Genomic DNA, 24,411 nt, shown 5'->3' on the forward strand with positions numbered 1-24,411 from the left:
AGTATACCATAAAAGGGCTTTGCTTTTAAGAAAATGAAAGAACCTGCTCTATTTATTGGAAACTGATTTAATAACCTAAAATAAATCAAAAAACAGCAAGTCTACCTCGACTCGCTGCCTTCCTTATTTTCGTAAAATTTTTTCCATCTTTTTCCCTTTGGCTAACTCATCGACCAGCTTATCTAAGTAGCGAATTTTTTGCATCAAGGGATCGTCAATTTCTTCTACGCGATAACCGCAGATCATGCCTGTTATCAAGACAGTATTTTCGTTTAATCGGGGAACTTCCGCAAAAAAAGTCTCCATATCAACGCCTGTATCCAACTGCTGCTGCAGCCCGTTTTCATCATAGCCTGTCAACCAATAAATCACTTGGTCGAGCTCTTCTTTCGTGCGTCCTTTTTTCTCAACTTTCTGAAGGTACAATGGATAGATGGACGCAAAGCTCATTTTAAAAATCTTACTCATATACTGACCCCTTCTTTATAAAAAATGCAATACTATAAGAAAAATACAAAAAGAAATAATCAACCCAGCACCCGCAACAATTCCTTGTTTGAGCTGTTGATCTAGATCAACCTCTTTTCCTTTTAGTCGATCTATTTTAAATTGAAAAGCAAACATCGTAATAAAATTTGCTGCGGCCGCCATCACTATATAATAGGTCAGTTCGCGATGGGGAATATCTTCTGGTAAAAAAATCACGACTAATAAGAGTAACGCGGTCAGTATAGGCCCTACAAAATACAAAACGGACAATTTTGCGATCGTTTCTTTGTGTTTGATCTCTTTCACCACATCTGAATCTTTCACCAATAGGTCGTCCAAAGATAGTTTAAAAATTGTTGATAAACGCAACACGCTTTCAATATCGGGGATCGTCTTCCCTGTTTCCCAATTTGAGATCGTTCGTTTTGATACAAAAATTCTATCGGCTAATTGTTCCTGTGTCCATTCCGCTGCCTGCCGTTCGCTTTTGATTCGTTGACTGATTTCCATTCCCTCATCGCTCACCTTCAATAATTGAATTTCATGAATCAAAATTACTTCAATTGTGCCAAAAAGTCGATAGAAAGTTCTTTCTACCCTTGATATAACAGCCTTTCTATGACCGTGTCACGCCGTCTTGTCTTGCGGCTTCTGCGACCTTTAAGGTGATCAAATCGACGACATTTTCATCGAAAGCCGATGGAATGATATAGTCAGAGGTTAATTCCGAGTAAGGGATCGAATCCGCGATCGCATGGGCACAGGCAAGCTTCATGCGGGGGGTGATCCGTTTTGCTTCTGCTGTGAAGGCCCCACGAAACAATCCTGGAAAAGCGAGCACATTGTTGATTTGGTTTGGAAAATCGGAACGACCGGTTCCTACCACAGAAGCTCCGCCAGCGATCGCCTCTGCGTAGGTGATTTCTGGTTCAGGATTCGCCATAGAGAAAACGATGTTCCCCTCATTCATAGAGGCTACCATTTCTTTCGTCACTAGATTTGGTGCAGATACACCGATAAAAACATCTACTCCGACAAATGCTTCTGCCATCGTGCCCGTAAAATCCTTAAGCGTAATCAAATGTAAAATTTCCTTTTCAACGAAGGTCGCATTGGGCATCTGCTCATTCAATGCGCCATCTTTATTGAAGGCAACGATGTTCTTCACGCCTAGATCGACAAGCATATGAATAATCGCACTACCTGCTGCACCAATTCCTGAGATCACAACGTTTAGATCCTGTGGTTCCTTTTTTACCAGCTTCAACGCATTGATCAATGCCGCAGTCACGACAACTGCGGTCCCGTGTTGATCGTCATGAAAGACAGGAATATCCAGCGCTTCGATCAACGCCCGCTCGATTTCTACACAGCGGGGAGCGCTGATGTCTTCCAAATTGATCCCTCCAAAGGTCGGCGCGATGGCTTTGACGATTTGGATAATTTCTTGTGGGTCTTTTGTATCTAAACAGATTGGCACTGCATCGATACCGGCAAACTCCTTAAAAAGCAATGCTTTTCCTTCCATCACCGGCAATGCGGCTTCTGGTCCGATGTCTCCCAGCCCCAAGACAGCCGTCCCATCGGTAACCACGGCGACACTGTTGCCTTTCCAAGTGTAATCATAGGCCTTGTTTTTATCCTCTGCGATTTTCCGACAGGGCTCTGCCACGCCTGGTGTATAGGCTAAGGACAGGTCTGTTTTGTTTCGTACTTTGGCTTTACTTGTCACTTCGATTTTTCCGTGCCATTTTCTATGCGCAGTCAACGCTTCATCATAAATAGTCATCAATCGTATCTCCAATCATTTTTTCTGGTCGTACCCAAGACTCATATTCTTCCTCCGTCACATAGCCTAAAGATAACGCGGATTCCTTCAATGTGGTTCCTTCGTTAAATGCTTTCTTCGCGATTTCAGCCCCTTTGTCGTAGCCGATATGTGTGTTCAATGCCGTCACTAGCATCAACGACTTCTCCAAAAGCTCCGCCATCCGTTCTTCGTTTACGACCAATCCCTTCAGACAGTTTTCAGTGAAGGAATGGAGAGCATCTGCTAACAATCGGACGCTCTGCAATAAATCAAACGCGATCAAAGGCAAATAAACATTCAGTTCAAAATTCCCTTGTGATGCCGCCACACCGATCGCCGTATCATTTCCCATGACCTGTACCGCGACCATTGCCAAAGCTTCACATTGTGTCGGATTGATTTTCCCTGGCATGATCGAGCTCCCCGGTTCATTGGCAGGCAAGGTGATCTCGCCTAAGCCGCTGCGAGGTCCGCTTGCCATCCAGCGGATATCGTTCGCCATTTTCATGCTGTTTGCTGCTAAGGCCTTTAGTGCGCCGCTGACAAATACAACGGCATCCCGATTGGCTAACGCATGAAATTTATTTTTTTCACTGGTAAAATGTATCCCTGTTTCTTCACCTATCGCTTCAATAAAGGCTTCTTCATACGCTTTTGACGCGTTCAACCCAGTACCTACTGCTGTTCCTCCGATTGCCAACTGATGTAATTCCGCTAAGCTGTGGATCAGCATATTTTCGTTGTGCTCCAATGCAGAGCGCCACCCGCTGATTTCTTGCGCAAAAGTGACCGGCGTCGCGTCTTGTAGATGGGTCCGCCCAATTTTGATCACATGCTGATTGTTCTCTTCTAGCTCTTCTAATACACCGATCATCTCATGGATCGCTGGTAATAACGTTCGTTCAATCGTAAATGTTCCTGCAATATGAAGCGCTGTCGGAAAAACATCATTGGAGCTCTGTGACATATTGACATCATCGTTTGGATGCACTGCTAAATCATTCTGAGTCGCTAGATGTGCAATAACTTCATTCGCATTCATGTTGCTCTGCGTGCCGCTACCTGTTTGCCAGACCACTAGCGGAAATTTCTCCCAGTGCTCACCCTTCAATAGCAAATCCGCTGCTTTTTGAATAGCCATCGCCTTCTCAGCTTCTAGTTTTCCTGTCCGCTGGTTAGCGATCGCAGCCATTTTTTTTACTAACACGAGCGCATGCAATAATTCTTGCGGCATTTTTTCTCCGCCAATTTTGAAATTCTGCCTGCTGCGTTCGGTTTGTGCTCCCCACCACGCTTCTTTTGGCACCTCGATTGGGCCAATTGAATCCTGTTCAATCCGTGTTTCCATGTATTCGACTCCTTCTTCAAATTAATGTATTCATTTTTCTTCTAGAAAAATGAGTTTGAGTTTCATCCGTATGTCATTCCTCTAGACTTCTGTAAATTTTCATTGGTTTCATTTTGACTCTTGCTAGTTCAGCCATGATCCTGCGAAAAGTGGAACTGAGATCTTTTTTCCTTCTATTTTGTTCAATTATCGCTCATTTCTACCAAAACGGATACAAAAAAAGTACAAAAGCCGTTAAACTTTTGTACTTCGTTCGTTATTTATCTCTTGTATCAAACAAGATCGTGACCGGTCCATCGTTGATCAGCGCGACATCCATGTCACCGCCGAATTCTCCCGTCTCTACCGTAAGCCCCGCTTGACGCAAGCCTTCATTAAAATAGTTATATAAGGGGATAGCGGTTTCTGGACGAGCAGCTTTTACAAAACTCGGACGATTGCCTTTTTTGGTGTCCCCATAGAGTGTAAATTGCGAAACGCTCAAAACACTGCCGCCAACATCCTGCAAAGACTGGTTCATTTTTCCTTCTTCATCTTCAAATACGCGCAACAGCGGAATCTTCCGAATCAAATAATCCGCATCTGCTTGTGTATCTTCTTCATGAATTCCTAAAAGGATCATGAAGCCATGGTCGATCTTTCCGATAACCGTCTCATTGATCGTTACACTGGCTTGGCTTACACGTTGAATAACAGCTCGCATAGTGCCCTCCTATTTCTTCTATCCCTTCGTCCGTTTCACACTATAAACATCCGGGACAGTCTTGATTTTATCAACAATCGAGTACAGATGATTCAAGTTTTGAATTTTAAACGTCAAGTTGATGAGCGCCAAACGATCTTTCGTTGGCTTTGCTTCAACACTCACTAATTTCTTAGTCATGCCGCTCACGATATTCAAGACATCATTCAGCAACCCGTCACGATTGAAGCCGTAAATCTCTAGGTCGGCATTGTAATCTTGAACAGAATTGGAGGTATCTTCCCATTCTACTTCGATCAATCGTTGCTGGATATCTTTTTGTTTCGTAATATTTGGGCAATCGGCACGATGGATCGAGATTCCTCGACCTTTTGTAATGTAACCGACGATGTTATCCCCAGGAACAGGATTGCAGCAATGACTGATCCGAATCAATAGGTTCTCGATGCCTTGAATGACGATGCCGCCTTCATGGCGAACTTTGATTTTTTCTGGTTCTTTCGGACTGCTGACCATCTCATCTACAGCATCTCGCTGTTTTTGCTTCATTTGTTCTCGGCGTTCTTTTTCCGTCAAACGATTGGCGAAGGTCAATGCACTGATTTCACCAAATCCAATGGCCGCATATAAGTCTTCTTCACTGTGGAAATTAAATTTATCCAACACGTCTGAAAGTTTGTCCTTCGTCAGCATTTCTTTCGGAACAAACCCTAAGTCATTGATACACTTAATTACAGCATCATGGCCTTTTGATACATTTTCTTCTCGATCCTGTGTCTTGAAGAACCGTTTGATTTTATTTTTTGCTTTGCTGGTTTTGACTAGATTCAACCAGTCGCGGCTTGGTCCAAAGGAATTAGCTGAGGTCATGATCTCAATGATATCGCCATTTTTCAGTTTATAATCTAGCTGGACCATCTTGCCATTGACCTTAGCACCTGTGGTTTTATTTCCGACATCTGTATGGATACTATAAGCAAAATCCAACGGACCAGAACCTTTTGGCAGTTCAGTTACGTCGCCTTTTGGTGTAAAGACGTACACCTTATCACTGAAAATATCGCCCTTGACGCTCTCCATAAATTCTGAGGCATCATAGCTTTCATCTTGCAATTCGATAATTTCACGGAACCAGTCCAGTTGCTTGTTGTCCTGTGTTGTTTCTGTCTTATCCGTTTTTCCCTCTTTATATGCCCAGTGAGCCGCAACCCCGAACTCAGCGATCTGATGCATCTCATGGGTCCGAATTTGTACCTCCACTGGGTTGCCGCTTGGTCCAATGATCGTCGTATGCAACGACTGATACATATTGGCCTTTGGCATGGCGATGTAGTCTTTAAAGCGTCCTGGCATCGGCTTCCATTTGGTATGGATCGCCCCTAGGACTGCATAACAGTCTTTGATCGAATCCACGATTACGCGAATCGCCAACAGGTCGTAAATTTCATCAAATTGTTTCTTTTGATCCCGCATTTTACGATAGATGGAATAAATATGCTTCGGACGACCGTAAATATCGCCTTCGATCCCTAATTCTCTTGTCGCTTCTTTGATTTCATTTACAGCTTCGTCCACAAAGCCTTCACGTTCGTCACGCTTACTGCGCATCAAGTGAACGATCCGATAATATTGCTTTGGATTCAAATAGCGCAAGGCAGTATCTTCTAGTTCCCACTTGATCCGGCTCATCCCTAAACGATCCGCTAACGGTGCATAAATTTCTAGCGTTTCACGAGCGATGCGGCGTTGCTTGTCATCACGTAAATATTTTAGTGTACGCATATTGTGCAGACGGTCGGCTAATTTGACCATGATGACCCGTAGATCTTGTGCCATCGCTAAAAGCATCTTACGGTGATTTTCTGCTAATTGTTCTTCATGAGATTTGTATTTGATCTTCCCTAATTTGGTAACGCCATCCACTAACGAGGCCACGTCTTCCCCAAATTCAACCTTCAAATCTTCCAATGTTACGGGTGTGTCTTCTACCACATCGTGCAAAAAGCCTGTCGCAACAGTATGCGGGTCCATATGTAAGTCAGCCAAAATACCTGCGACTTGGATCGGATGAATGATGTAGGGTTCTCCTGATTTGCGAACCTGGGGCTTATGGGCTTCATAAGCAAAGTCGTATGCCTTTTGTACAAACGCCACGTGCTCTTTTCCCATGTAAGTACTGACCATCCTGATGACGTCAGGACCAGTCAATTCAACTTCTTTTGCCATGTGACGTTCCCCCTTATTCTTAGTGACTGGAATACAAAAAAACATTCGGAATGAAAACGAACTTCTCAATCAGCAAGAACATTTTCTGTAATTTTCTTTCTACTTTATGAACCCGAACGCTTTTATTCCACTCTCTTTTTGAAAATGATTGCTCTTATTATACAAACTCTCGTAAGCTTTTTCAATCAAATCAGTGTTGCAGCTCATAATAGAAACTTGCCGCACTTAAAAGATAAAAAGGCGCCGTTTCTGTCCGTAATATTCTTGGCCCTAAACCGCATAGTTTCGCTCCTGCCGCTTGAAACGCGTCAATTTCCTTCGGCGTCAAGCCGCCCTCTGGACCAAAAACGACCAATAGTTTTTGTCCTGCGCTCAAGCTTCGAAACGTTTGGACAACTTGCGCCTGCTCGCCTTGCTTCGCGGATTCTTCATAGGCGATCAGCACGGCATCGTATTCAGAAAAACGAGTGGTCAACTCTTTTTCAGAAGTAAAGTGAACAGTGGGCAACGCTTGGCGATGGGACTGCTCCGCTGCTTCTTGCGCGATTTTGTTTAATCGCTGCTGCTTCTTTTGCTGCTTTTTCGTATCCCATTTCGCCACAGAGCTTTCTCCTGGAAAGGCAATGAAGGCATGCGCACCAAGTTCTGTCCCCTTCTGAACGATCAGTTCCAGTTTCTCACCTTTAGGAAATCCGCTGGCAATCGTGATCTGGATCGGCAGCTCACGCTCTAGGCGTTCTTTTTCAACCTCTTCCAGCATCACTTTCTCACTATCCATAGCAATGATTTTGGCTTTGATCGCTGTTTGGTCGTTGAAGACAAGAAAGACTTGGTCATCGACAGTCATCCGCATCACACGAGACATATGATGGTGCGGCTCTCCCGTAACTGTCACAGCAGGTTGATACGCTTGATCGATAAAATAACGTTGCATCTTATTCTTCCTCTGGTTTCTTCAGGATAATAGCGAACCAGTCTTTTTGTTGGAAGATTCGATCAACTTCAAAGCCTTGTGCGTACATTTCCTCTAATACCATATCTTTTTTATCTTCGATGATTCCAGAGACGATAAAGGTGCCCTCTGATTTCAATAAGCGCCACGCATCTTCGATCATTAGGACGATGATGTCTGCTAAAATATTTGCCACGATAACATCGGCTTCTTGCTCTACACCCACCAATAAATTATTCGCAGACACGTGGATATTTTCTGTATGGGCATTGAGGTCTACGTTTTCCTGTGCTGAACGCACCGCAACTTCATCTAAATCATAGGCATAGATTTCTTGTGCGCCGTAAAGGGAACTCGCGATACTCAATACACCCGAACCTGTACCAACATCCAAGACCGTTTCCCCACCGCGCAGCACTGTTTCCAGCGCCTGCAGCGTCAGATTCGTTGTCGGATGCGTCCCTGTTCCAAACGCCATGCCGGGATCTAAGGTGATGATTTTTTCATCTTCGTGTTGCGCTTCGTAATTCTCCCAGCTTGGAACGATCGTCAAATAACGAGTCACGCGAACTGGATGGTAATATTTCTTCCAAGCCGTCGCCCAGTCACTCTCTTCCACTTCACTGACTTCTAGGAGATTTTTTCCGATGTTCAAGCCGAATTCAGGGAGTTTTTCAATCTTTGTTTTAATGAAGGGCAAAATCTCTGGTAAAAAGATCGTTTCTGGAAAATACGCCATCACGACGGCCCCTTCGGTCAAGCTTGAAAAAGTCTCTTTATCCAGCAATTCCCCGTACTGATCTTCTTGATAATTCTCAAAATCCAAGGCATCTTCAATCGCTACACCTGATGCCCCTGCCTCCATCAAAATATTCGAAACAGCTTCTACTGCTTCGCTTTCTGTCGTTACCTTTACTTCATTCCATTTCATTTTTTTCGCCCCTTAATAACTTGGATATGGCAGATAGCTGCTGTCGGTTGGTTTGATCGTCGCCTTGAATACCGCATCGTCCCAGTTCATTTCAAAAACCGCGTCCTCACTATCATCCGCTAAAAAGTCTAGCAAATCGCTCTGGCCTTCCTCAATCACGTCCTTCAAATAGTCTACGACAGCGGTCAGTTCATTTTTCTTCATGCCTTTTTTGCCTTCGTAAGGAATCACTGCCAAATAATTCTCTGTATCGTAGTCAGATTTAGTCGGATCGACTAATACGATCGCGTCTTCAAACTCAATGATTTCCTCCTCTGAAGCCACGCCATCTACATCATCGATCTCAATCTGTTCTTTATTCTCTCCATAAATGCGAAAAGCGATCTCAAAACTGTGGTTTCGCGTATCCCAATCCAGTGCTAGTTCATAATCAGGAATTTTTTTGTTCAAGTATTTGTCTAAATAAGTAATCATGGTCTCTTTTGCCATTTTTAGTTCCTCCATCCATTGTTTTCTTCTAGTAATGCTTTGCGTTGATTGGTTATGTAAGGATTTCCAGAAACAACAAAACGCAGAGGTTTCTCCGTCCAAATCCCTTTATTGGGTATGCCGATGCGTGGAAGAACCTCGATTTTTTTAGGAATCCGTCGTTTTTCAGGAACCAAATGCAGGCTACTTGTAAAAATAGAGTCGCCATATAATTCACGAGTGATTCCTAGTGCCTCCACTAATTTCCCCGGACCGTCGGAGAGCATCGCTCCCGCTCTGCCATGACGATTGCGGATCATTTGCGCCACGCCATCAACCGGTTCAAGCCCTCGGATCATTACACCTTGAGGCGTTCCTTCAGGCTGAGTGATCATATTTAAGATCAAATGCGTGTGCATCGTGTATAAATAGATCGTTCCCGGCTTTTCATACATGGCACGTACACGAGGAGTCGCACGCATCCCGTAACTATGCGCCGCTTCATCCTCTGGCCCTAAGTAGGCTTCACAATCAACGATGTAGCCACCTAATGTCCCAGAAGGCGTTTCATGCTCTAAATACATTCCCAATAAATAGCGCGCCACATTTTCCGTCGTTTCTGTATTAAAATAATCAATTAACTGCTCCATTTTTCTCACCTTCTACATGATACACAATAATCCTGCCGCATGCTACGCTCAACGACCAAAACTCAGCAAACACAAAGGAATCTTTCTAGTCGAACAATAGAACTCCCTCCCCTTCTCTAACATATCCAAACAAAGCACCCTCACCAAAAAAATGCTATAATGAGAACATACATTTGCCAGTCCAACTTTTCGCAGTTTACTAAATTCAACGTGAACACACTTTGTTAAATGTAAACATCAGAAGAACTGTTTCGTTGGATGCTAAGCGTACGAAAATAGATACCTTACTCTGAGCTAGCTGCCAGTTCTGCTTTTCGCAGTTTATTAAAACTCGTAATTAATCTGCTTTTTACTCGTAACCATCGCAACTGAAATAGTATTATTCATTCTTTCAAGGAGGTTTCTCATGCAACAGCCGTTAGCTTATCGTATGCGCCCACGCAACTTAGACGAAGTTGTCGGGCAGCAGCATCTAGTTGGTCCCGGAAAAATTATTCGGCGCATGGTTGATGCGCGAATGCTTTCTTCGATGATTTTATATGGACCGCCAGGCACAGGAAAAACCAGTATCGCAAGCGCCATTGCTGGCTCAACAAATTATGCGTTTCGAATGTTGAATGCGGCTACGGACGCAAAAAAAGATTTACAGATCGTCGCCGAAGAAGCAAAAATGAGCGGGACAGTTATTTTATTGTTAGATGAAGTGCATCGCTTAGATAAAACCAAACAGGATTTTCTACTGCCTCATTTAGAAAGCGGCCGCATCATCATGATTGGGGCTACCACCGAAAATCCCTATATCACAATCAATCCCGCGATTAGAAGTCGAACGCAGATTTTTGAGGTAAAGCCGTTAGATGAGTACGATATTATCTCCGCAGTTAAGACAGCTTTAAAAGACAAGGAGCGCGGACTTGGAGAGTATCCTGTGGAACTAGATGAGGATGCATTGACTCATTTGGCTCGCGCAACAAATGGCGATTTAAGAAGCGCACTGAATGGATTAGAATTAGCGACAAAATCCACACCTAAAGATACTGAAGAAAAAATTCATTTGACGCTTTCGATCATCGAAGAATGTGTTCAACGGAAAGCCTTGACTCATGATAAGGATGGCGATGCCCATTATGATGTGATCTCTGCTTTTCAAAAGTCTATTCGCGGCAGTGATGTGAATGCCGCATTGCACTATTTGGGCCGATTAGTCGAAGCGGGGGATCTGCCGATTATTTGCCGTCGGTTGATGGTCATCGGTTATGAAGACATTGGCTTGGCAAATCCCGCCGCAGCCGCTCGAACCGTCCAGGCAGTCCAAGCAGCAGAAAAATTAGGCTTTCCCGAAGCACGGATTCCTTTGGCGGATGCAGTCGTAGATCTTTGCTTGTCCCCTAAATCGAATTCTGCCTATGCCGCATTGGACGCGGCGATCACAGATATCCGAATGGGGAATGCCGGAGAAGTACCTGACCATTTACGAGACAGTCACTACAAAGGGGCAAAGGAGTTGAACCGCGGCATCGGCTACCAATACCCGCATAGTTTTGAGAATGCCTGGGTTGATCAGCAATATTTACCAGACAAAATCAAGAATGCCCATTACTATGAACCTAAATCTACCGGTAAGTATGAGCAGGCTCTCGGACAGCAATACCAACGAATCGAAGAATGGAAAAAGAAGAAATAAGTTCTTCTTTTATAAAGAGGCAAAAACAGGCGTCAAGCTTTCGGGCTTGACGCCTGTTTTTTTAAATCGTGTGCTTATCAGCAGAGGCTGTTGTTTTATTCGTTAGGAAGAGACTCGGCAGGAAGAGCAATGCTAAGACAACGACTGAGACGAGAAAGCCCGCATGATAGGCGGCCAGCTCATGGGCAACCGTTGGCTGAGCTCCTTGCAATACCGTAGCCACTACTGTAGCGATCATCGCTGAACCAACACTTGATCCTAGATTTTCAATAATATTGATACCTACACCTGCGTCAGGCAATTCTTCATCCGCTAAGCCTGTATACGCATCGCTGGTCAACGGTAAATTGATGCCGCCAAAGCTTGTTCCTCGGATGAACAGGATCAGCGCGATCCAAATCATATTCGTTTGATCGGTGACAAACAGCAGTGGGATCGTCCCAACTAAAGAAATGACCAAGCTGACGATCACAACATATTTTGCACCAAGCTGATCGATCATTTTCCCGATCAATGGACGCGTGACTAACATCCCCACTCCTTGGGGAATTAGGGCAATCGCAGCCTCCATCGCGGAAAAATGACGGAAATTTTGGAAAAATAGTGGCAAAATAAGCATGGGGCCCATAATAGCGATGTTGGCGAAAAACAGACCGACACTTGATGCTTTGAAGCTGCGATGAGAAAAGATTGTTAGCGGCAACACCGTCTTGTGCCCTTTATACCGATCGTAGAAGATATAGGCGATCAAGAGCAGCACGCCGATACCTGTCCAAGTCAAGGATTCGCTATTATTGAACGTTGCATGATCCGCAGCTTTTGTAATACCGTAAATCAACGCGGCGCTCATCGCTGATAAATCAAGAATACCGAAAATATCCAATTTACTTTCTCGGTTAAATGGTTCAAAAGCGGGCAATGTTCGCATCATTAAAGGTGCCGCGATGAGAACGATGAAAACATTGATAAAGAAGATCCAGCGCCATGATGCCGCTTGAACGATGAACCCGCCTAATACAGGACCAAGGATCGGTCCAAAGATCATTGGCGTACTGACGATCGCCATGACGCGTCCGATATTTTCGGGACCTGCCGTTTTAACTAACAGGGTTGACATCAAGGGCGTAATGATCCCTGCCGTAAACCCCTGAAGCAGACGAAAAACGATGAAGCTCGTAACACTCCAGCTAATACCTGCTAAAACAGAGGTGAAACCGAAAAGAATGACGGCAGCAATGAAAATCTTCTTTCCGTCAAAACGATTCATCAGCCAACCTGCGATAGGTACGGCAATGGCTAACGCCAAGACATAGCCCGTGATCGCCCATTGGATCGTTGCTAAGTTCGTGTGAAAATTTCTGGTCAATTGATCAATGGCGATATTCACCATCGTTGAGTCCAGCATTGGGGCAATAGCGCCTAAAGCAATCGCCCAGGCAGCAGATAATACTTCTTTTGGTAATTTATTTAAATGTGATTGAGTCATAGAAAACACCTTTCTTATTGTTATGGATTTGATTGAAATGTCTATTCTTCCCCTTGTCGAATAGCGGTCTTTTTTGTTTCCCAGGAAACTATACAGCCTCTTTGTTTCCTTGTCAACAAAATTAAATCAAAAAAAAAGAAGCAGTCGCGAATGACTGCTTCAAATCAGTGAGTTGTGATCCCTTGTTTCTTGATTTCTGAATCCAAATGTTGGTTATACCGTGCGAGAAATGTTAAGAAGGCATCGTATTGATCGTCAGTAATTGGTTCAAAAACAACCTCGTCGCGATCTTCAAATTCTTGGTGAAGCTGCTCATGAATATCAAAGACCTTTTGTCCTTCTTCAGTCAGCTTAAAATAAATTTCCTTTTTATTATCCGCCTTTTGGTAACTTTCAATATACTTCTTTTGCAGCATTTTTTTCGTCAGCTTACTGATGGCCCCACGAGTCATATACATAGATTCCGCCATTTTTGTAACGTTTGGGTCTTCATGTTTACCAATAAATTCGATGCAATGTACTTCGGAAACAGCATATCCTGCCAAAGCTTTTTCCATTTTTACCTTATCTAACCAGGCCCGCTTGTTAAACACTTCGCTGAAGCCTTCCAGAACCTCTTCTCTTTTGTTCATACTCGATCCCCCTAGTCATTGCGCTGGACTTTTTATTAACCATTCGTAAATGCAAGACTATTTTAAGGTGTTTTTGTTTCTTTTTCAACAAAATCATTTTGGATTCCGTTCGATCCGTCTTCTTTTCATTTATAAAAGTCAAATATATCGTGTTGCTTTGTCTGCTTTCAACAATTAAAAAATCAAATAAAAATGTAAAAATATAAATTAAATAAATAAGTAATTTTTTTTGACATACCGCCTTCTTTTTCATACTATATAGGTATAGAAGATGTGAGTGGCTCGAACCTTTTCAGATGTGTTCTAAAAGACCACTTCGTTGCGTCTCTATAATGACTATGCTATGATTGAGATGGAAGTTCTGTGATGTGCGCGTTGCCCATTTCAGTGTTGACCGAACATTTTTATTGATATCTTGGGATCCGTCTTGTGTCAAAGTTGGTAACATGCCTTTTCATTTGGTAGTTCGATGCTTAGACCATGGAACCCACCTGCTAGATTTTGCGGGATCAATACTATCGGGCGAATAACGGCATCGACGGAATTTTCCATTTTTTTATGGAATGAAAGCAATTTGCGAACTGCAAATTGCTTTTTATTGTATTGGAGGAAGAAAATGGTTCGCATTTTATTATTTTTACTTGCGCTTATTTTATTAATTTGCAGTTATTACTTGATCAAAAAACCACAGGGGCTATTAGTTCTCTTTAGTAAAGAAACACAAACTGAAGCACGCAGCTTCTTACGTCAATTTGGAATTATCTATGCCGTTTTAGGGATCATGGCGCTATTGGTCGGTGTGATGAACAACCGTTCCTATTCGATGATGTATTTGATCCTGCTTTTAGTGGTTGCAGCGATCTTTGCTTTATTGATGGGCGCAAAAACAAAAAAAGGGTAACAGTACCATTTTCGAGTCTTTTGATTTAAAATAAAGATGAGAAACGGATACTGATCCAATTCTTTAGAAGTGAACCGATTTTTAATTAGATAGTATGGAAATCGTTTTTCTACAGAAGGATGGATTCTTTGAAATGAAAAGGAGTGGGAAATGATGGATCAAGAATACAGTAAAATCATGGTGGCAGTTGACGGTTCTAATGAAGCGGAATTAGCATTCAGAAAAGCAGTGAATGTAGCGAAACGAAATCAGGCAGAATTACTACTCGCTCATGTCATTGATACGCGTGCATTCCAAACAGTTTCTTCTTTCGATAATGTTCTTGCAGAACAGGCTACGGATATGGCGAAGCAAACCTTAGGTGATTATGAAGCTGAAGCGAAAAAAGCCGGCGTCAAAAATATCAGCAAGGTCATTGAATACGGCGCACCAAAAGTGATGATCGCCAATCAAATCCCGGAAAACAACGATATTGACTTGATCATGCTGGGTGCTACAGGATTAAATGCAGTAGAACGTTTATTTATCGGTTCCGTATCGGAATACGTTATTCGCAACGCCGCTTGCGACGTCTTGATCGTTCGTACAGATTTAGACAATAAGATTCCTGAAGAAGACAAATAAAACAGTGACTACAAAGAGGGAGCGCCGATTGGCACTCCCTCTTTTCCTTATAGCCATTTCGCTTTAATCCAACATTGATTTGTAAAGCTCGCTGATTTCTTCTACTGTTGCATCCCGCGGATTCCCTGGTGAGCAGACATCCCGGAAAGCATCTTCTGCAATTTTTTGAACATCCGCCTCTTTCATTCCGATCTCAGTCAGACTTTGAGGAATCCCCACGTCAATACCTAGCTGCTTCACCGCTTGGACTGCCGCATCGCGAACTTCTGATAACGGCAGTTCAGCCGCATCCTTCACACCCATTGCCACGGCGATCTCACGATATTTTTCACCAGTATAATCTTTATTGAAGTCCATGATCAATGGCAGCAATGTCGCACACGCTACCCCATGTGGTGTATCGTACCAAGCGGATAATGGATGTGCCATTCCATGGACGAGACCTAATCCAACGTTAGAAAAGCCCATCCCAGCGATATACTGACCCAAAGCCATTTTTTCTCGGGCTTCTTGATTTCCCGCAACGGAATCACGCAACGCATGACTGATGATCTCAATTGCCTTGATGTGCAGCATATCTGTCATTTCCCACGCACCTTTTGTAATGAACCCTTCGATCGCATGGGTCAAGGCGTCCATACCAGTTGCCGCACATAACGCTGTGGGCATCCCCATCATCATATCACTGTCGATAAAAGCCACCACTGGAATATCATGAGGATCGACACAAACAAATTTCCGTTGATTGGCTTTGTCCGTGATGACATAATTGATCGTTACTTCAGCAGCCGTTCCAGAAGTTGTCGGGATCGCCAGTATCGGCAACGCAGGATTTTTCGTATCTGCGGGTCCCTCTAAGCTGATGACATCTGCAAAATCAGGGTTGGTGCTAATGATCCCGATCGCCTTGGCCGTATCGATAGGTGATCCGCCGCCGATCGCCACGAGATAATCCGCGCCAGCCGCTTGACAAGCCTTGACCCCAGCCTGTACGTCTTCGATCGAAGGATTCGGAACGATCCCATCAAAAATTTCGTAACTCAATGTTGCTTCATCTAAAAGTGCGGTAACTTTTGTTGCCACTTCAAATTTCAATAAATCCTTGTCTGTCACGACTAGTGCCTTTTTGAACCCGCGTTTTTTCGCCTCATTGGCTACCTCCTGAATTGCACCCTTGCCAAAATAAGAGGTTTCGTTCAAAATCATTCGATTGACTACCATTAGTATCTCTCCTTCATTGTGTTGTATTTCACAATTGATTATCCCATAAAAAGAAACCGTTTTCTATGATTTCTGATTGTAAATTCTTGCTGGAAAATCAGCAGAAATAGCAAAAAAAGGGGTCGACTGTCTGTATTGGCAGCAACAGTCGAAACCTTCACTTTTTATAGGACTTGCTTCTAAAGCTCTCTCCAATAAGTAACTCTGCTTGAGCAAAATATTTCATGACTTTCTCTCCAGATAAATAATAAGCGGCCTTCCAAAAATAAAAAGATTATACCATTATCGAAATGATCGGTCTCAAAAACCGCAGCCATTTTTACAAACAATTCAAAGATACATACCATGAGCTGCCGAACTCTTTCAGAGAGCATAAAAAATAAGCCACAGCGTTTTCTGTGACTTATTTTCTAAATTTTTGAGCCGATCACGATACCGACAAAGCTCAATAGTAATCCTAGGCCATAAGAACCGAATAAATAGCGATAAAACATGGGGCGATCATGTTTCCATAAGACAAACAATTCAAAATTATAAGTAGAAAATGTCGTATAGCCTCCCATGATCCCTGTTCCTAAAAATAAATAGACGGGATCAGACAAGTGCACACCAAAAAAAATACCTAATAGCAAGCTTCCTGATAAATTGATAAAAAAAGTCGCCCTCGGCAGCCGCTTGGTCTGAGGCTCAAAGTAATTGTTCAGAGCAAAACGCAGCATCGCGCCAATCGCTGCCCCGCTGCCAACCAATAACATCTCGATCATTCTTCTCCCACCCTTCTGTGGTAGATGGCTTCACCGAGCACGGTCATCGCCAACCCGCCGATAAATGACAGCAGCAAATAAAGAAATGCCAAACCAATTTCTCCAGACTGAACCAGTTTCATCGTATCCAAGGCAAAAGACGAGAAGGTCGTTAGTGCCCCGCAGAAACCAACACCGACCCCTAAGACCAAACGAGCGGATACGTCAATATCACTCAAAATATGCTTGACGACCCAGCTAAAAATAAAACAGCCGATCAAATTTATAACAAGTGTTCCAAGTGGAAATCCGCCCACTGAAGGAATCCACACGCCTAACCAATACCGCGCTGTTCCTCCCGCAAAAGCAAACAGCGCAATGACTAAATAATCCAACATGATGTTCATCTCCATTAATTATTCTTCATCACTATAAAACGATTGATTTGAAGTTGCAAATAATACTATCTTTTTCATCTACTATTTTCAAAACATGCTAAACTAAGAGTATCTTGAAAAAAGTGAGGGCTATACATGACAGGGATCATTTTTGATTTTAACGGAACAATGTTTATGGATTCTGATCTTCATGAAGCGGCATGGCTGCAGTTGATTCAAAAATATTCAGACAGCAAAGTGACCGAGGAAGACATTTTAAAAAATCTGCATGGTAAAACCAATGATGTCGTCCTTCGCAATTTTATCTCAAAAAATTTAACAGATGAAGAAATCCAACGATTATCGGATGAAAAAGAGGCGTACTATCGAGAAACCGTTCTAAACAGCTCTGATCATAAAGAATTTACAAAAGGGCTGAAAGAAGTCTTGGACTATTTGAAGAAAAAGAATAGTCCAATGACCATTGCTTCTGCCTCACCGAAAATCAATATGGACTTCTATTTTGACTATTTAGACCTAGGCATCTGGTTCGATTACGAAAAGATAGTTTACCATGATGGCAGCTTTCCTGGTAAACCTGCTCCAGATATATTCTTGATCGCCGCGAAAAAAATCAGCGTCGCTCCTGAAAATTGCTTAGTCATCGAAGACTCCTATTCAGGGTTACAAGCCGCTCATAGTGCGGGGATAGGAACAATTGTTGCCATTGACCCCGATGGGAAAAATCGCGGGATCTTCGAATCGGAAGGCTTAGCCTCCGATGGGGTGATCGAGGATTTCACTACATTTATTCTAACCTATCTAGCTTAGAAAAAACCGCAAACGATTTTTTTCGTTTGCGGTTCTTTTATCTAGATAAGTGTTGCCCCTAGTGTATGTTTAAAATGGTTCAATGCCCAAGCATGACCAGTCGCATCAAAGCTGGCAACGGCATTCTCTGGTATTACGAGCTGATACCCCAGATTATAAGCATCCACAGCAGTGTGCAGCACACAAATATCTGTACAAACACCGGTTAAACAAAGCTCTGTAATGCCGCGCTCCCGCAGACGAATGTCTAAGTCCGTTCCGCTAAAGGCAGAATAATGGCGTTTATTGATCCAGTAAATATTTTTTTCTGCTTGATTGGCTTGATAAAATGCGGCTAACGAACCGTATAGATCACGCCCGCTCGTTCCAATCACATTGTGAGGGGGAAACAAGCTGTTTTCAGGATGGTAGTGATCGTTTGGGTCATGCCCATCGATCGCAAAAACGATGAAATCTCCTTGTTGAAAATAGTCTTTTGTTCGGTCAACTAAAGCTTGTTCAATCGCTTGACCTGCTTCGCCTGTCGTTAATTTTCCATCGGTTGCGACAAAATCATTGGTGTAATCAATCGAAAGTAATGCACGCATCGTGATGCCTCCTCGTTTTATCAATGAATCCTTTTATTTTAAATGGTTCACGAATTCCATGACCAATTGTGCAGAAAGTGTGCCTGTGCGATTCACGAATTCTTCATGAGTCTCCGTCGCTTCACTGTCCGCTGTATCACTGATCGCACGCACGATCAAGAACGGAATGCCAAATTGTGCGGCTGTGTGCCCAATCGCTGCCCCTTCCATTTCGACAGCCAGTGCATCTGGAAATGCGGCTTTGATTTCATAAATTTTTGATGGGCTGCTGACAAAGGTGTCACCTGAAACAATCAGTCCCACATGTGCTGCCTGCTCTAGTTTTTTGCTTGCTTCCAGCATCTCACTTTTTAGATACGTGGAGCTTTCAAAATAAAGCGGCATGCCTGGGACTTGTCCGATCTTATAGCCAAAGGTCGTAGCGTCTACATCAAAATACGCAACTCTGTCAGCAATCACTAGATCGCCGATAGCAAGACCGCCGCCGATTCCGCCGGCTGTACCAGTATTGATGACCATATTGACTTTGTATTGCTGGATCAAAACAGATGTTGTGATGGATGCCAACACTTTCCCAATACCTGATTGAACAACGATCACCTCATGATTCCCTAAACCTCCTGAGAGAAACAACGCGCCTGATTGTTCCCAAGATAACGGGTAATCCAAGCTCTCTCTTAACGCTTTTACTTCTGGCTCCATTGCACCGATAATACCGATTTTCATAACTCATTCCCCTATTTCTTCTTAATATAGTTGTGTTTAGTTAAGGATCAAATAAAGAATACTGCTAACATGACGACGATTAAAAGTAATAAGACCACAATTATCGCTTTATTTAAAAAACTGCTGCGTTCTTTTTGCTTCACTCGTTCGCTGCTGCGAGATTTTGTGACTGGCTTGTTTTTCTTCAGTTCTTTTCGATAAACAGAGCTGATTTCTTTTTCTCTTTTTTCATACATTCGTTCAGCGTCTTTCCGTTGTTCCTCTGCCAAACGTTCCTGCTCTTCTTTTCGCTTTCTCAATTCGCTGCGCGTCACCAGAGGAGATTGGCTCATGCGTGATCTTCCTTTCTATAGTGCATCAATTCCCAATAATTGACTGCAAAGATTGTTTTTGCGTCACAAATTAATCCGTCGTGAATGGCTTGCTTCGCTTCTTCCATCGTTAGCTCATACAGTTCTAAGACTTCATCTTCGTCTTGTGGCTTCGGATTTTCGACTTTTACTAGATCGGTTGCCGTGTAAATATATAGCTTCTCATTCGAAAATCCCGGAGATAAATACATTTCATTTATGTACATCAAGTTCTCAGTGCGATAACCGGTCTCTTCTTCTAGCTCACGTACCGCTGTTTTTTCAGGATGCTGCCCTTCGCCAGGATCGATTTTTCCTGCTGGAATCTCTAAAACTACTTTTTCTAACGGTTTGCGAAATTGCTTGACCATGATCATTTTATTCTCTTTTGTGATCGGGATGATTCCCACACCACCATGGTGAAAAACCAATTCACGTTTTGCTGTTCCTCCCATTGGCAAGTAAACATCATCTAAATAGACGTCAATAATTTTCCCCTTAAACAATTCTTTACGTTCAATCGTCTTTTCTTCGAAGTCTTTGTACTCTAGCATTATGACATCATTCCCCCTAAATAGCTTTAACTCGACGGTTCTGCCTTATTGTATCACAGAAAATTCTTATGTTTTTTCTAAATCTGAAAAATCCATCTTTAGTCCGATACTAATTCTATAGAAATTCATGCTATGATGAGCGTGTAAAGAAATCAAGAATTTTGACTAAATAATGTGAAGGGTTATCAATAGACTAGGAGGATTATTATGCGAAGGAAACTATTCCCTATCATCATCGCAGCCATCGGTATTCTCTCCTTTTTTGAAGGAGATTTCGGCGACTATCTGATCTTTTTGATGTTGGTCGTTGGGTTTTGGCTGATTTATCGTGGATTTAAAGGGAGAAAAATCCGTCCACAAAAAGAAGAATTGCCATTTCTTACAAAAGAAAAGGAAGCTTACTATAAAAAATTGGGTATGAGTGAACGTGAAATCGAATTGTTCCGTGAAACGATGAATCTTTCCAAACAGCAAGTGTTGCGTCTGCAACAAAACATTCAAAAAAATGCCAAGTTAAAAGCGATCGATTTGCGTCACGATACGTTAAAGGCAGCGAAAGCTCTATTCAAGGAATTGGTAAAAGATCCGAAGCGTTTACCAGAAGCAAGTCAATTTCTATATACGCATTTACCGAATATCGTTGATTTGACAGATAATTATGTTGAAATCAACGGTCACGAGGTCAAGTCAAAAGAAGTTTATGGTAAACTGGAAGAAAGCGCACAGATCATTGATCAAATGGCAGATTTGATCGTAAAAGATTATCAACAATTTGTGTCTGACGATTTGGAAGACATGGATGTTGAGATTTCGATTGCGAAAAAAAATCTTGAACACGATCCTGATTTGTCCACAAAATAAAATGAACGAAATATCAAAAAAATCTAGCTTAAGCTAGATTTTTTTCGAACAGGAGGAACCATAGTGGAACCAGAAAACAACCCGCAGACTAAACCAGTCGACAGTACTTTAGACGATTTACTAAGCAATCCTTTCGGGACCGATTCATTAACTCCCGTCCAGCAACAAGAAATTTCTCACTTACAGTCGCAAGAACAAGCAGATCGCTTAGTGGATAAGCTTCCCGAAGAACGCCAAGCACAGGCGCGGGAACTAGCAAAGAAAATCGACGTGAATGATTCGCAGGCTGTGATCAGCTACGGCTCAACAGCACAAACAAAATTAAGTGAATTTTCTCAGTCCATGCTAAATACCGTCTCTTCTCAAGACATTGGACCGATCGGAGATTCGTTGAATCAGTTGATGTATCGTTTAAATGAAGCCAACCCCGATGAACTACGTGTCGGTGAAGGAAATATTTTTCAAAAAATGTTTGGTAAAGTAAAACAATCCATTTATGAAATCACGACAAAATATCAAAAAATCGGTGCTCAAATCGACAAAATCGCCACAAAATTAAACGTCGAAAAAGATGGCTTATTACGCGACAATCAAATGCTGGAAACACTTTACAATAAAAATAAGGATTACTTTGATGCCTTAAATATTTATATTGCCGCAGCAGAATTGAAAATAGAAGAGCTGAAGCTCACAACGATTCCTGAAGCAACAGAAAAGGCACAGGCTTCCGGTGATCAGATGGAAGTTCAGATCGTTAATGATTATACACAATTCTTAGATCGTTTAGACAAACGAACCTACGACTTGAAACTGGCTCGTCAAATCACGATTCAGCAAGCACCGCAGATTCGTTTGATCCAAAATACCAATCAAGCACTAGCTGAAAAAATCCAGGCTTCCATCAATACAGCGATTCCTTTATGGAAAAACCAAGTGGCGATCGCATTGACACTCTTACGCCAAAAGGATGCTTCTACAGCACAGCGCCAAGTTTCAGAAACAACCAATGATTTGCTGAAGAAAAATTCAGAGATGTTGAAGATCTCTACTATTGAAACCGCTAAAGAAAATGAACGCGGCATCGTTGATCTAGATACGTTACAGCAAACACAAAATGATCTCGTTGAGACATTAGAAGAAACATTGCGTATCCAAAAAGAAGGTCGAGAACGTCGCCAAGCAGCGGAGATCGAGATCGGTCACATGGAAAACGACTTAAAACAAAAATTGATGGAACTAAATTCCGGTCAATAATTGCAAAAAAAGCGCGCCCATCGGCGCGCTTTTTTTATGCTTTCATATAGCCTAGTACGATACCGCCGACAATAATCAGCAGGCAGCCCGTAATCACATAATACATCTCTTTTTTAGTTTTACGTTCGCCCAGAAGGAAGATCCCGCCTAGCGTAGAAATGATGATTCCCATTTGCGATAAAGAGAAGCCAATGGCTAAACCAATATTTTGAACGCTCACTAACATGCAGACATTTCCGATTCCCCATAAAAGACCTGACGCCATATTGCGCCAAACGTAGCGATCCACCTTTGCTTTGCGAAATGCAAAGAAGCTGGCGCCGACTAACATTCCGACACTTTGAGGTAAAATGATCGCCAAAGGATTCAGTCCTGCCCACGTGATGATGATCGTATAGACACCATATCCAAAAGTTGAAAATAGCAGCGCCCGAAAGCCTTTACCGAAGTTCAACATACTATTATCTGTCTCGACTCCGCTCTCGTCATCTTTTCGTGCCGTTAAATACGCACCTAGAACAAGGAGGGCCAAAGCGATAAATCCTAAAACATAATCTCTTGTTTTCGTCCATTCATGAAAGAAGACGGCACCGGCGACGGTATTCAAAATCAATTGAAAGCCGGTCGAAATGGGCAACCCTACAGATACACCCATGAATTTCATCCCATGAAACTGACCGTTTTGACCAACCGACCAAAAAAGACCTGACAAGAAACCGATCAACAGAATCCAACTGCTCATTGCTGGTTGAACGATAAAAAAGGTTACCAATGCGAAAACAAAAGCACCCATCGTCATCCCTAAGGTTTGCTGATTGGCATCCCCGCCTAACTTTCCGCTCACCAAAGCAATGCTTCCCCATGCTATCATTGGCACTAGGGCTATTAAAATACTCATAAACTTACTCCCTTCAATTCACAACTGGAACAGTTTAGCGAAAAAAAGGATATTTGGCAATCAAAAATCGAAAATTTAACGTTCTTCATGATAATAATCTAATTGAGGGAAAAAGAGTGTCATCGTCGTTCCTTCGTTCATCGTTGATTTTGCCGATAAGTCCACACCGATCTTGCCTGCTAATCGCTTCGCAAGATACAAGCCCAAGCCAGTAGAATGCTGCTGCGCCTTCCGTCCGTTCTCACCAGTAAATCCCTTATCAAAAATCCGACCGAGATCTTCTGAGGGAATACCGATTCCATTATCTTGCAAGATCAAGGCCACCCCATTGTTCTTCTTTTCGATCGTGATATCGATCTTACCATGATCGGGCGTGTACTTGATTGCATTGCTTAATAGTTGGCGAAAAATGAATTCGATCCATTTAGAATCCGTCAATACGCGCGCATCCGCCTCTGCTAAAGTCAATTGTAAATTTTTCTGAATAAAATAATTTGCTTGGCTGCGAATGATCGGCTGGATAATTTTTTTCAATGAGTATTCTTGAATGAGGTAATCATTCACAAATTCATCGGAGCGCGAATAATACAAAATTTGTTCAACATATTCATCGATCTGCTGGATCTCATTTTGCAATAGAACGAATTTTTCATCTGGAATATCAAATTCAATCGAATTCAAAATCAAATCAACTGCCGCTAACGGTACCTTGATCTCATGAATCCAAGAATCCATATAATCTTTTTGATCTTTTTGACTATCCAACAGTTGCTCCATCATCGAATGATGCTCTCGGACTTGCTGGTTCACGTATTCTTGAATCAGCAGCTCCTCTTCTGTGCTCGCGGATTCTACAAAATGCTGAAGGTGGGAATCTTCCTCTTTATCAAATGTCTTGTACCATTTTTTTCTCCGATGGTAATCAATCGTAAAAAATAGAAAAACAATAAATAATTGCAAGACCAGCAAATAACTGAGGTTGTCCCAGAAATTATGCAGATCGGGTGTCAGCCACACCATAAACCCCAATAGTAAACTCAGTACAACCCATCCTGCTAAAATAAGTATTCGGTCTTTTAGATACTTAATAAATGTCATGGGCTCT

27 protein-coding genes and 1 other RNA gene are annotated in these 24,411 nt (G+C 42.5%); 7 read left to right on the forward strand and 21 right to left on the reverse strand.

Annotation, left to right across the window (positions count from 1 at the left end; genetic code table 11):
* Positions 1-123: 123 nt before the first annotated feature.
* From I592_RS13265 to I592_RS13310, 10 genes are all read right to left on the reverse strand, one after another.
* On the reverse strand, positions 124-468 hold the full coding sequence (locus tag I592_RS13265) for a DUF2200 domain-containing protein (RefSeq protein ID WP_010779682.1): 345 nt from the start codon (positions 466-468) through the stop codon (positions 124-126).
* Between the two features lie 15 nt (positions 469-483).
* A complete protein-coding gene (locus I592_RS13270) occupies positions 484-1,041 on the reverse strand; it encodes a helix-turn-helix domain-containing protein (RefSeq protein ID WP_244265180.1) in 558 nt (185 codons plus the stop codon).
* 64 nt (positions 1,042-1,105) lie between these two features.
* Positions 1,106-2,278 (reverse strand): NAD(P)-dependent malic enzyme, encoded by a 1,173-nt coding sequence (locus I592_RS13275; RefSeq protein WP_010779680.1) that lies wholly within the window; start codon positions 2,276-2,278, stop codon positions 1,106-1,108.
* Positions 2,265-3,647 (reverse strand): class II fumarate hydratase, encoded by a 1,383-nt coding sequence (gene fumC / locus I592_RS13280; protein ID WP_010779679.1) that lies wholly within the window; start codon positions 3,645-3,647, stop codon positions 2,265-2,267. Before fumC ends, I592_RS13275 begins: the two co-directional genes overlap by 14 nt.
* 256 nt (positions 3,648-3,903) lie before the next feature.
* On the reverse strand, positions 3,904-4,350 hold the full coding sequence (gene dtd, locus I592_RS13285; protein WP_010779678.1) for a D-aminoacyl-tRNA deacylase: 447 nt from the start codon (positions 4,348-4,350) through the stop codon (positions 3,904-3,906).
* A gap of 18 nt (positions 4,351-4,368) precedes the next feature.
* Positions 4,369-6,576, reverse strand: a complete 2,208-nt coding sequence (locus tag I592_RS13290) for a RelA/SpoT family protein (protein WP_010779677.1) — start codon at positions 6,574-6,576, stop codon at positions 4,369-4,371.
* A 190-nt stretch (positions 6,577-6,766) separates the two neighbouring features.
* Complete coding sequence (locus I592_RS13295) at positions 6,767-7,510, reverse strand: 16S rRNA (uracil(1498)-N(3))-methyltransferase (protein ID WP_010779676.1); 744 nt, start codon at positions 7,508-7,510, stop codon at positions 6,767-6,769.
* A 1-nt stretch (position 7,511) separates the two neighbouring features.
* On the reverse strand, positions 7,512-8,459 hold the full coding sequence (gene prmA / locus I592_RS13300; protein ID WP_010779675.1) for a 50S ribosomal protein L11 methyltransferase: 948 nt from the start codon (positions 8,457-8,459) through the stop codon (positions 7,512-7,514).
* 12 nt (positions 8,460-8,471) lie between these two features.
* Positions 8,472-8,948 carry a DUF3013 family protein gene (locus tag I592_RS13305; RefSeq protein ID WP_010779674.1) on the reverse strand — a complete coding sequence of 159 codons (477 nt, stop codon included), beginning with the start codon at positions 8,946-8,948 and terminating at the stop codon, positions 8,472-8,474.
* 2 nt (positions 8,949-8,950) lie between these two features.
* Positions 8,951-9,577 (reverse strand): DNA-3-methyladenine glycosylase, encoded by a 627-nt coding sequence (locus I592_RS13310; RefSeq protein WP_010779673.1) that lies wholly within the window; start codon positions 9,575-9,577, stop codon positions 8,951-8,953.
* A 406-nt stretch (positions 9,578-9,983) separates the two neighbouring features.
* Between I592_RS13310 and I592_RS13315 the strand changes: the two genes are divergently transcribed.
* Complete coding sequence (locus I592_RS13315; protein WP_010779672.1) at positions 9,984-11,261, forward strand: replication-associated recombination protein A; 1,278 nt, start codon at positions 9,984-9,986, stop codon at positions 11,259-11,261.
* A gap of 61 nt (positions 11,262-11,322) precedes the next feature.
* On the opposite strand, the gene I592_RS13320 is transcribed toward I592_RS13315, so the two are convergent.
* Positions 11,323-12,747, reverse strand: a complete 1,425-nt coding sequence (locus I592_RS13320; protein WP_010779671.1) for an MDR family MFS transporter — start codon at positions 12,745-12,747, stop codon at positions 11,323-11,325.
* A gap of 164 nt (positions 12,748-12,911) precedes the next feature.
* A complete protein-coding gene (locus tag I592_RS13325) occupies positions 12,912-13,379 on the reverse strand; it encodes a MarR family transcriptional regulator (protein ID WP_010779670.1) in 468 nt (155 codons plus the stop codon).
* Positions 13,380-13,734: 355 nt separating this feature from the next.
* Between I592_RS13325 and ssrS the strand changes: the two genes are divergently transcribed.
* The 3 genes from ssrS (at position 13,735) to I592_RS13335 (ending at position 14,904) form a co-directional block, all read left to right on the forward strand.
* A non-coding RNA gene (gene ssrS, locus I592_RS21050) (6S RNA) lies at positions 13,735-13,928 on the forward strand.
* A gap of 67 nt (positions 13,929-13,995) precedes the next feature.
* Positions 13,996-14,280 (forward strand): hypothetical protein, encoded by a 285-nt coding sequence (locus I592_RS13330; protein ID WP_010779669.1) that lies wholly within the window; start codon positions 13,996-13,998, stop codon positions 14,278-14,280.
* A 153-nt stretch (positions 14,281-14,433) separates the two neighbouring features.
* Positions 14,434-14,904, forward strand: coding sequence for a universal stress protein (locus tag I592_RS13335; protein WP_044926304.1), 471 nt, complete (start codon positions 14,434-14,436; stop codon positions 14,902-14,904).
* Between the two features lie 63 nt (positions 14,905-14,967).
* Here the strand turns inward: I592_RS13335 and fucO are convergent, their stop codons facing one another.
* The 3 genes from fucO to crcB all read right to left on the reverse strand — a co-directional run bounded on the left by fucO (position 14,968) and on the right by crcB (position 17,266).
* On the reverse strand, positions 14,968-16,125 hold the full coding sequence (gene fucO / locus I592_RS13340) for a lactaldehyde reductase (RefSeq protein ID WP_010779667.1): 1,158 nt from the start codon (positions 16,123-16,125) through the stop codon (positions 14,968-14,970).
* Positions 16,126-16,535: 410 nt separating this feature from the next.
* Positions 16,536-16,889 carry a fluoride efflux transporter FluC gene (locus I592_RS13345; RefSeq protein WP_010779666.1) on the reverse strand — a complete coding sequence of 118 codons (354 nt, stop codon included), beginning with the start codon at positions 16,887-16,889 and terminating at the stop codon, positions 16,536-16,538.
* Positions 16,886-17,266, reverse strand: coding sequence for a fluoride efflux transporter CrcB (gene crcB, locus I592_RS13350; RefSeq protein WP_010779665.1), 381 nt, complete (start codon positions 17,264-17,266; stop codon positions 16,886-16,888). Before crcB ends, I592_RS13345 begins: the two co-directional genes overlap by 4 nt.
* A 135-nt stretch (positions 17,267-17,401) precedes the next feature.
* Here crcB and I592_RS13355 point away from each other — a divergent pair, with 135 nt between their 5' ends.
* Positions 17,402-18,076, forward strand: a complete 675-nt coding sequence (locus I592_RS13355; protein WP_010779664.1) for an HAD family hydrolase — start codon at positions 17,402-17,404, stop codon at positions 18,074-18,076.
* A 41-nt stretch (positions 18,077-18,117) separates the two neighbouring features.
* On the opposite strand, the gene I592_RS13360 is transcribed toward I592_RS13355, so the two are convergent.
* From I592_RS13360 to I592_RS13375, 4 genes are read right to left on the reverse strand one after another with little or no spacing between them, the layout of a single operon-like run.
* Positions 18,118-18,663 (reverse strand): cysteine hydrolase family protein, encoded by a 546-nt coding sequence (locus I592_RS13360; protein WP_010779663.1) that lies wholly within the window; start codon positions 18,661-18,663, stop codon positions 18,118-18,120.
* Between the two features lie 33 nt (positions 18,664-18,696).
* The gene (locus I592_RS13365) at positions 18,697-19,389 is read right to left on the reverse strand and encodes a 5'-methylthioadenosine/adenosylhomocysteine nucleosidase (RefSeq protein ID WP_010779662.1); all 693 of its coding nucleotides are present in this window, start codon (positions 19,387-19,389) and stop codon (positions 18,697-18,699) included.
* Positions 19,390-19,436: 47 nt separating this feature from the next.
* Positions 19,437-19,721: a cell wall synthase accessory phosphoprotein MacP gene (gene macP / locus I592_RS13370; RefSeq protein ID WP_010779661.1), complete on the reverse strand. Its 285-nt coding sequence runs from the start codon at positions 19,719-19,721 to the stop codon at positions 19,437-19,439.
* The gene (locus I592_RS13375) at positions 19,718-20,293 is read right to left on the reverse strand and encodes an NUDIX hydrolase (RefSeq protein ID WP_010779660.1); all 576 of its coding nucleotides are present in this window, start codon (positions 20,291-20,293) and stop codon (positions 19,718-19,720) included. The genes macP and I592_RS13375 overlap by 4 nt, the downstream gene beginning before the upstream one ends.
* 207 nt (positions 20,294-20,500) lie before the next feature.
* Between I592_RS13375 and I592_RS13380 the strand changes: the two genes are divergently transcribed.
* The gene (locus I592_RS13380; protein ID WP_010779659.1) at positions 20,501-21,154 is read left to right on the forward strand and encodes a 5-bromo-4-chloroindolyl phosphate hydrolysis family protein; all 654 of its coding nucleotides are present in this window, start codon (positions 20,501-20,503) and stop codon (positions 21,152-21,154) included.
* 63 nt (positions 21,155-21,217) lie between these two features.
* A complete protein-coding gene (locus I592_RS13385) occupies positions 21,218-22,408 on the forward strand; it encodes a toxic anion resistance protein (protein WP_010779658.1) in 1,191 nt (396 codons plus the stop codon).
* Positions 22,409-22,442: 34 nt separating this feature from the next.
* Here I592_RS13385 and I592_RS13390 read toward each other — a convergent pair whose 3' ends face one another.
* Both I592_RS13390 and sapS read right to left on the reverse strand, forming a co-directional pair.
* Positions 22,443-23,306, reverse strand: coding sequence for a GRP family sugar transporter (locus I592_RS13390; protein ID WP_010779657.1), 864 nt, complete (start codon positions 23,304-23,306; stop codon positions 22,443-22,445).
* A gap of 75 nt (positions 23,307-23,381) precedes the next feature.
* Positions 23,382-24,404 (reverse strand): two-component system sensor histidine kinase SapS, encoded by a 1,023-nt coding sequence (gene sapS, locus I592_RS13395; protein WP_010779656.1) that lies wholly within the window; start codon positions 24,402-24,404, stop codon positions 23,382-23,384.
* Between the last annotated feature and the right edge of the window lie 7 nt (positions 24,405-24,411).

Origin of the sequence: Enterococcus gilvus ATCC BAA-350 (assembly GCF_000407545.1) — a bacterium.
In the GTDB taxonomy this organism is placed as follows: Bacteria; Bacillota; Bacilli; order Lactobacillales; family Enterococcaceae; genus Enterococcus_A; species Enterococcus_A gilvus.

Coding starts and splice junctions, on each gene's coding strand:
- macP (WP_010779661.1), bottom strand. CDS start 19,721: ATGAGCCAATCTCCTCTGGTGACGCGCAGCGAATTGAGAAAGCGAAAA.
- dtd (WP_010779678.1), bottom strand. CDS start 4,350: ATGCGAGCTGTTATTCAACGTGTAAGCCAAGCCAGTGTAACGATCAAT.
- I592_RS13305 (WP_010779674.1), bottom strand. CDS start 8,948: ATGGCAAAAGAGACCATGATTACTTATTTAGACAAATACTTGAACAAA.
- I592_RS13335 (WP_044926304.1), top strand. CDS start 14,434: ATGGATCAAGAATACAGTAAAATCATGGTGGCAGTTGACGGTTCTAAT.
- I592_RS13330 (WP_010779669.1), top strand. CDS start 13,996: ATGGTTCGCATTTTATTATTTTTACTTGCGCTTATTTTATTAATTTGC.
- I592_RS13275 (WP_010779680.1), bottom strand. CDS start 2,278: ATGACTATTTATGATGAAGCGTTGACTGCGCATAGAAAATGGCACGGA.
- fumC (WP_010779679.1), bottom strand. CDS start 3,647: ATGGAAACACGGATTGAACAGGATTCAATTGGCCCAATCGAGGTGCCA.
- I592_RS13375 (WP_010779660.1), bottom strand. CDS start 20,293: ATGCTAGAGTACAAAGACTTCGAAGAAAAGACGATTGAACGTAAAGAA.
- I592_RS13355 (WP_010779664.1), top strand. CDS start 17,402: ATGACAGGGATCATTTTTGATTTTAACGGAACAATGTTTATGGATTCT.
- I592_RS13265 (WP_010779682.1), bottom strand. CDS start 468: ATGAGTAAGATTTTTAAAATGAGCTTTGCGTCCATCTATCCATTGTAC.
- I592_RS13320 (WP_010779671.1), bottom strand. CDS start 12,747: ATGACTCAATCACATTTAAATAAATTACCAAAAGAAGTATTATCTGCT.
- sapS (WP_010779656.1), bottom strand. CDS start 24,404: ATGACATTTATTAAGTATCTAAAAGACCGAATACTTATTTTAGCAGGA.
- I592_RS13310 (WP_010779673.1), bottom strand. CDS start 9,577: ATGGAGCAGTTAATTGATTATTTTAATACAGAAACGACGGAAAATGTG.
- I592_RS13365 (WP_010779662.1), bottom strand. CDS start 19,389: ATGAAAATCGGTATTATCGGTGCAATGGAGCCAGAAGTAAAAGCGTTA.
- I592_RS13380 (WP_010779659.1), top strand. CDS start 20,501: ATGCGAAGGAAACTATTCCCTATCATCATCGCAGCCATCGGTATTCTC.
- I592_RS13345 (WP_010779666.1), bottom strand. CDS start 16,889: ATGATCGAGATGTTATTGGTTGGCAGCGGGGCAGCGATTGGCGCGATG.
- crcB (WP_010779665.1), bottom strand. CDS start 17,266: ATGTTGGATTATTTAGTCATTGCGCTGTTTGCTTTTGCGGGAGGAACA.
- I592_RS13390 (WP_010779657.1), bottom strand. CDS start 23,306: ATGAGTATTTTAATAGCCCTAGTGCCAATGATAGCATGGGGAAGCATT.
- fucO (WP_010779667.1), bottom strand. CDS start 16,125: ATGGTAGTCAATCGAATGATTTTGAACGAAACCTCTTATTTTGGCAAG.
- I592_RS13295 (WP_010779676.1), bottom strand. CDS start 7,510: ATGCAACGTTATTTTATCGATCAAGCGTATCAACCTGCTGTGACAGTT.
- I592_RS13360 (WP_010779663.1), bottom strand. CDS start 18,663: ATGCGTGCATTACTTTCGATTGATTACACCAATGATTTTGTCGCAACC.
- I592_RS13325 (WP_010779670.1), bottom strand. CDS start 13,379: ATGAACAAAAGAGAAGAGGTTCTGGAAGGCTTCAGCGAAGTGTTTAAC.
- prmA (WP_010779675.1), bottom strand. CDS start 8,459: ATGAAATGGAATGAAGTAAAGGTAACGACAGAAAGCGAAGCAGTAGAA.
- I592_RS13315 (WP_010779672.1), top strand. CDS start 9,984: ATGCAACAGCCGTTAGCTTATCGTATGCGCCCACGCAACTTAGACGAA.
- I592_RS13290 (WP_010779677.1), bottom strand. CDS start 6,576: ATGGCAAAAGAAGTTGAATTGACTGGTCCTGACGTCATCAGGATGGTC.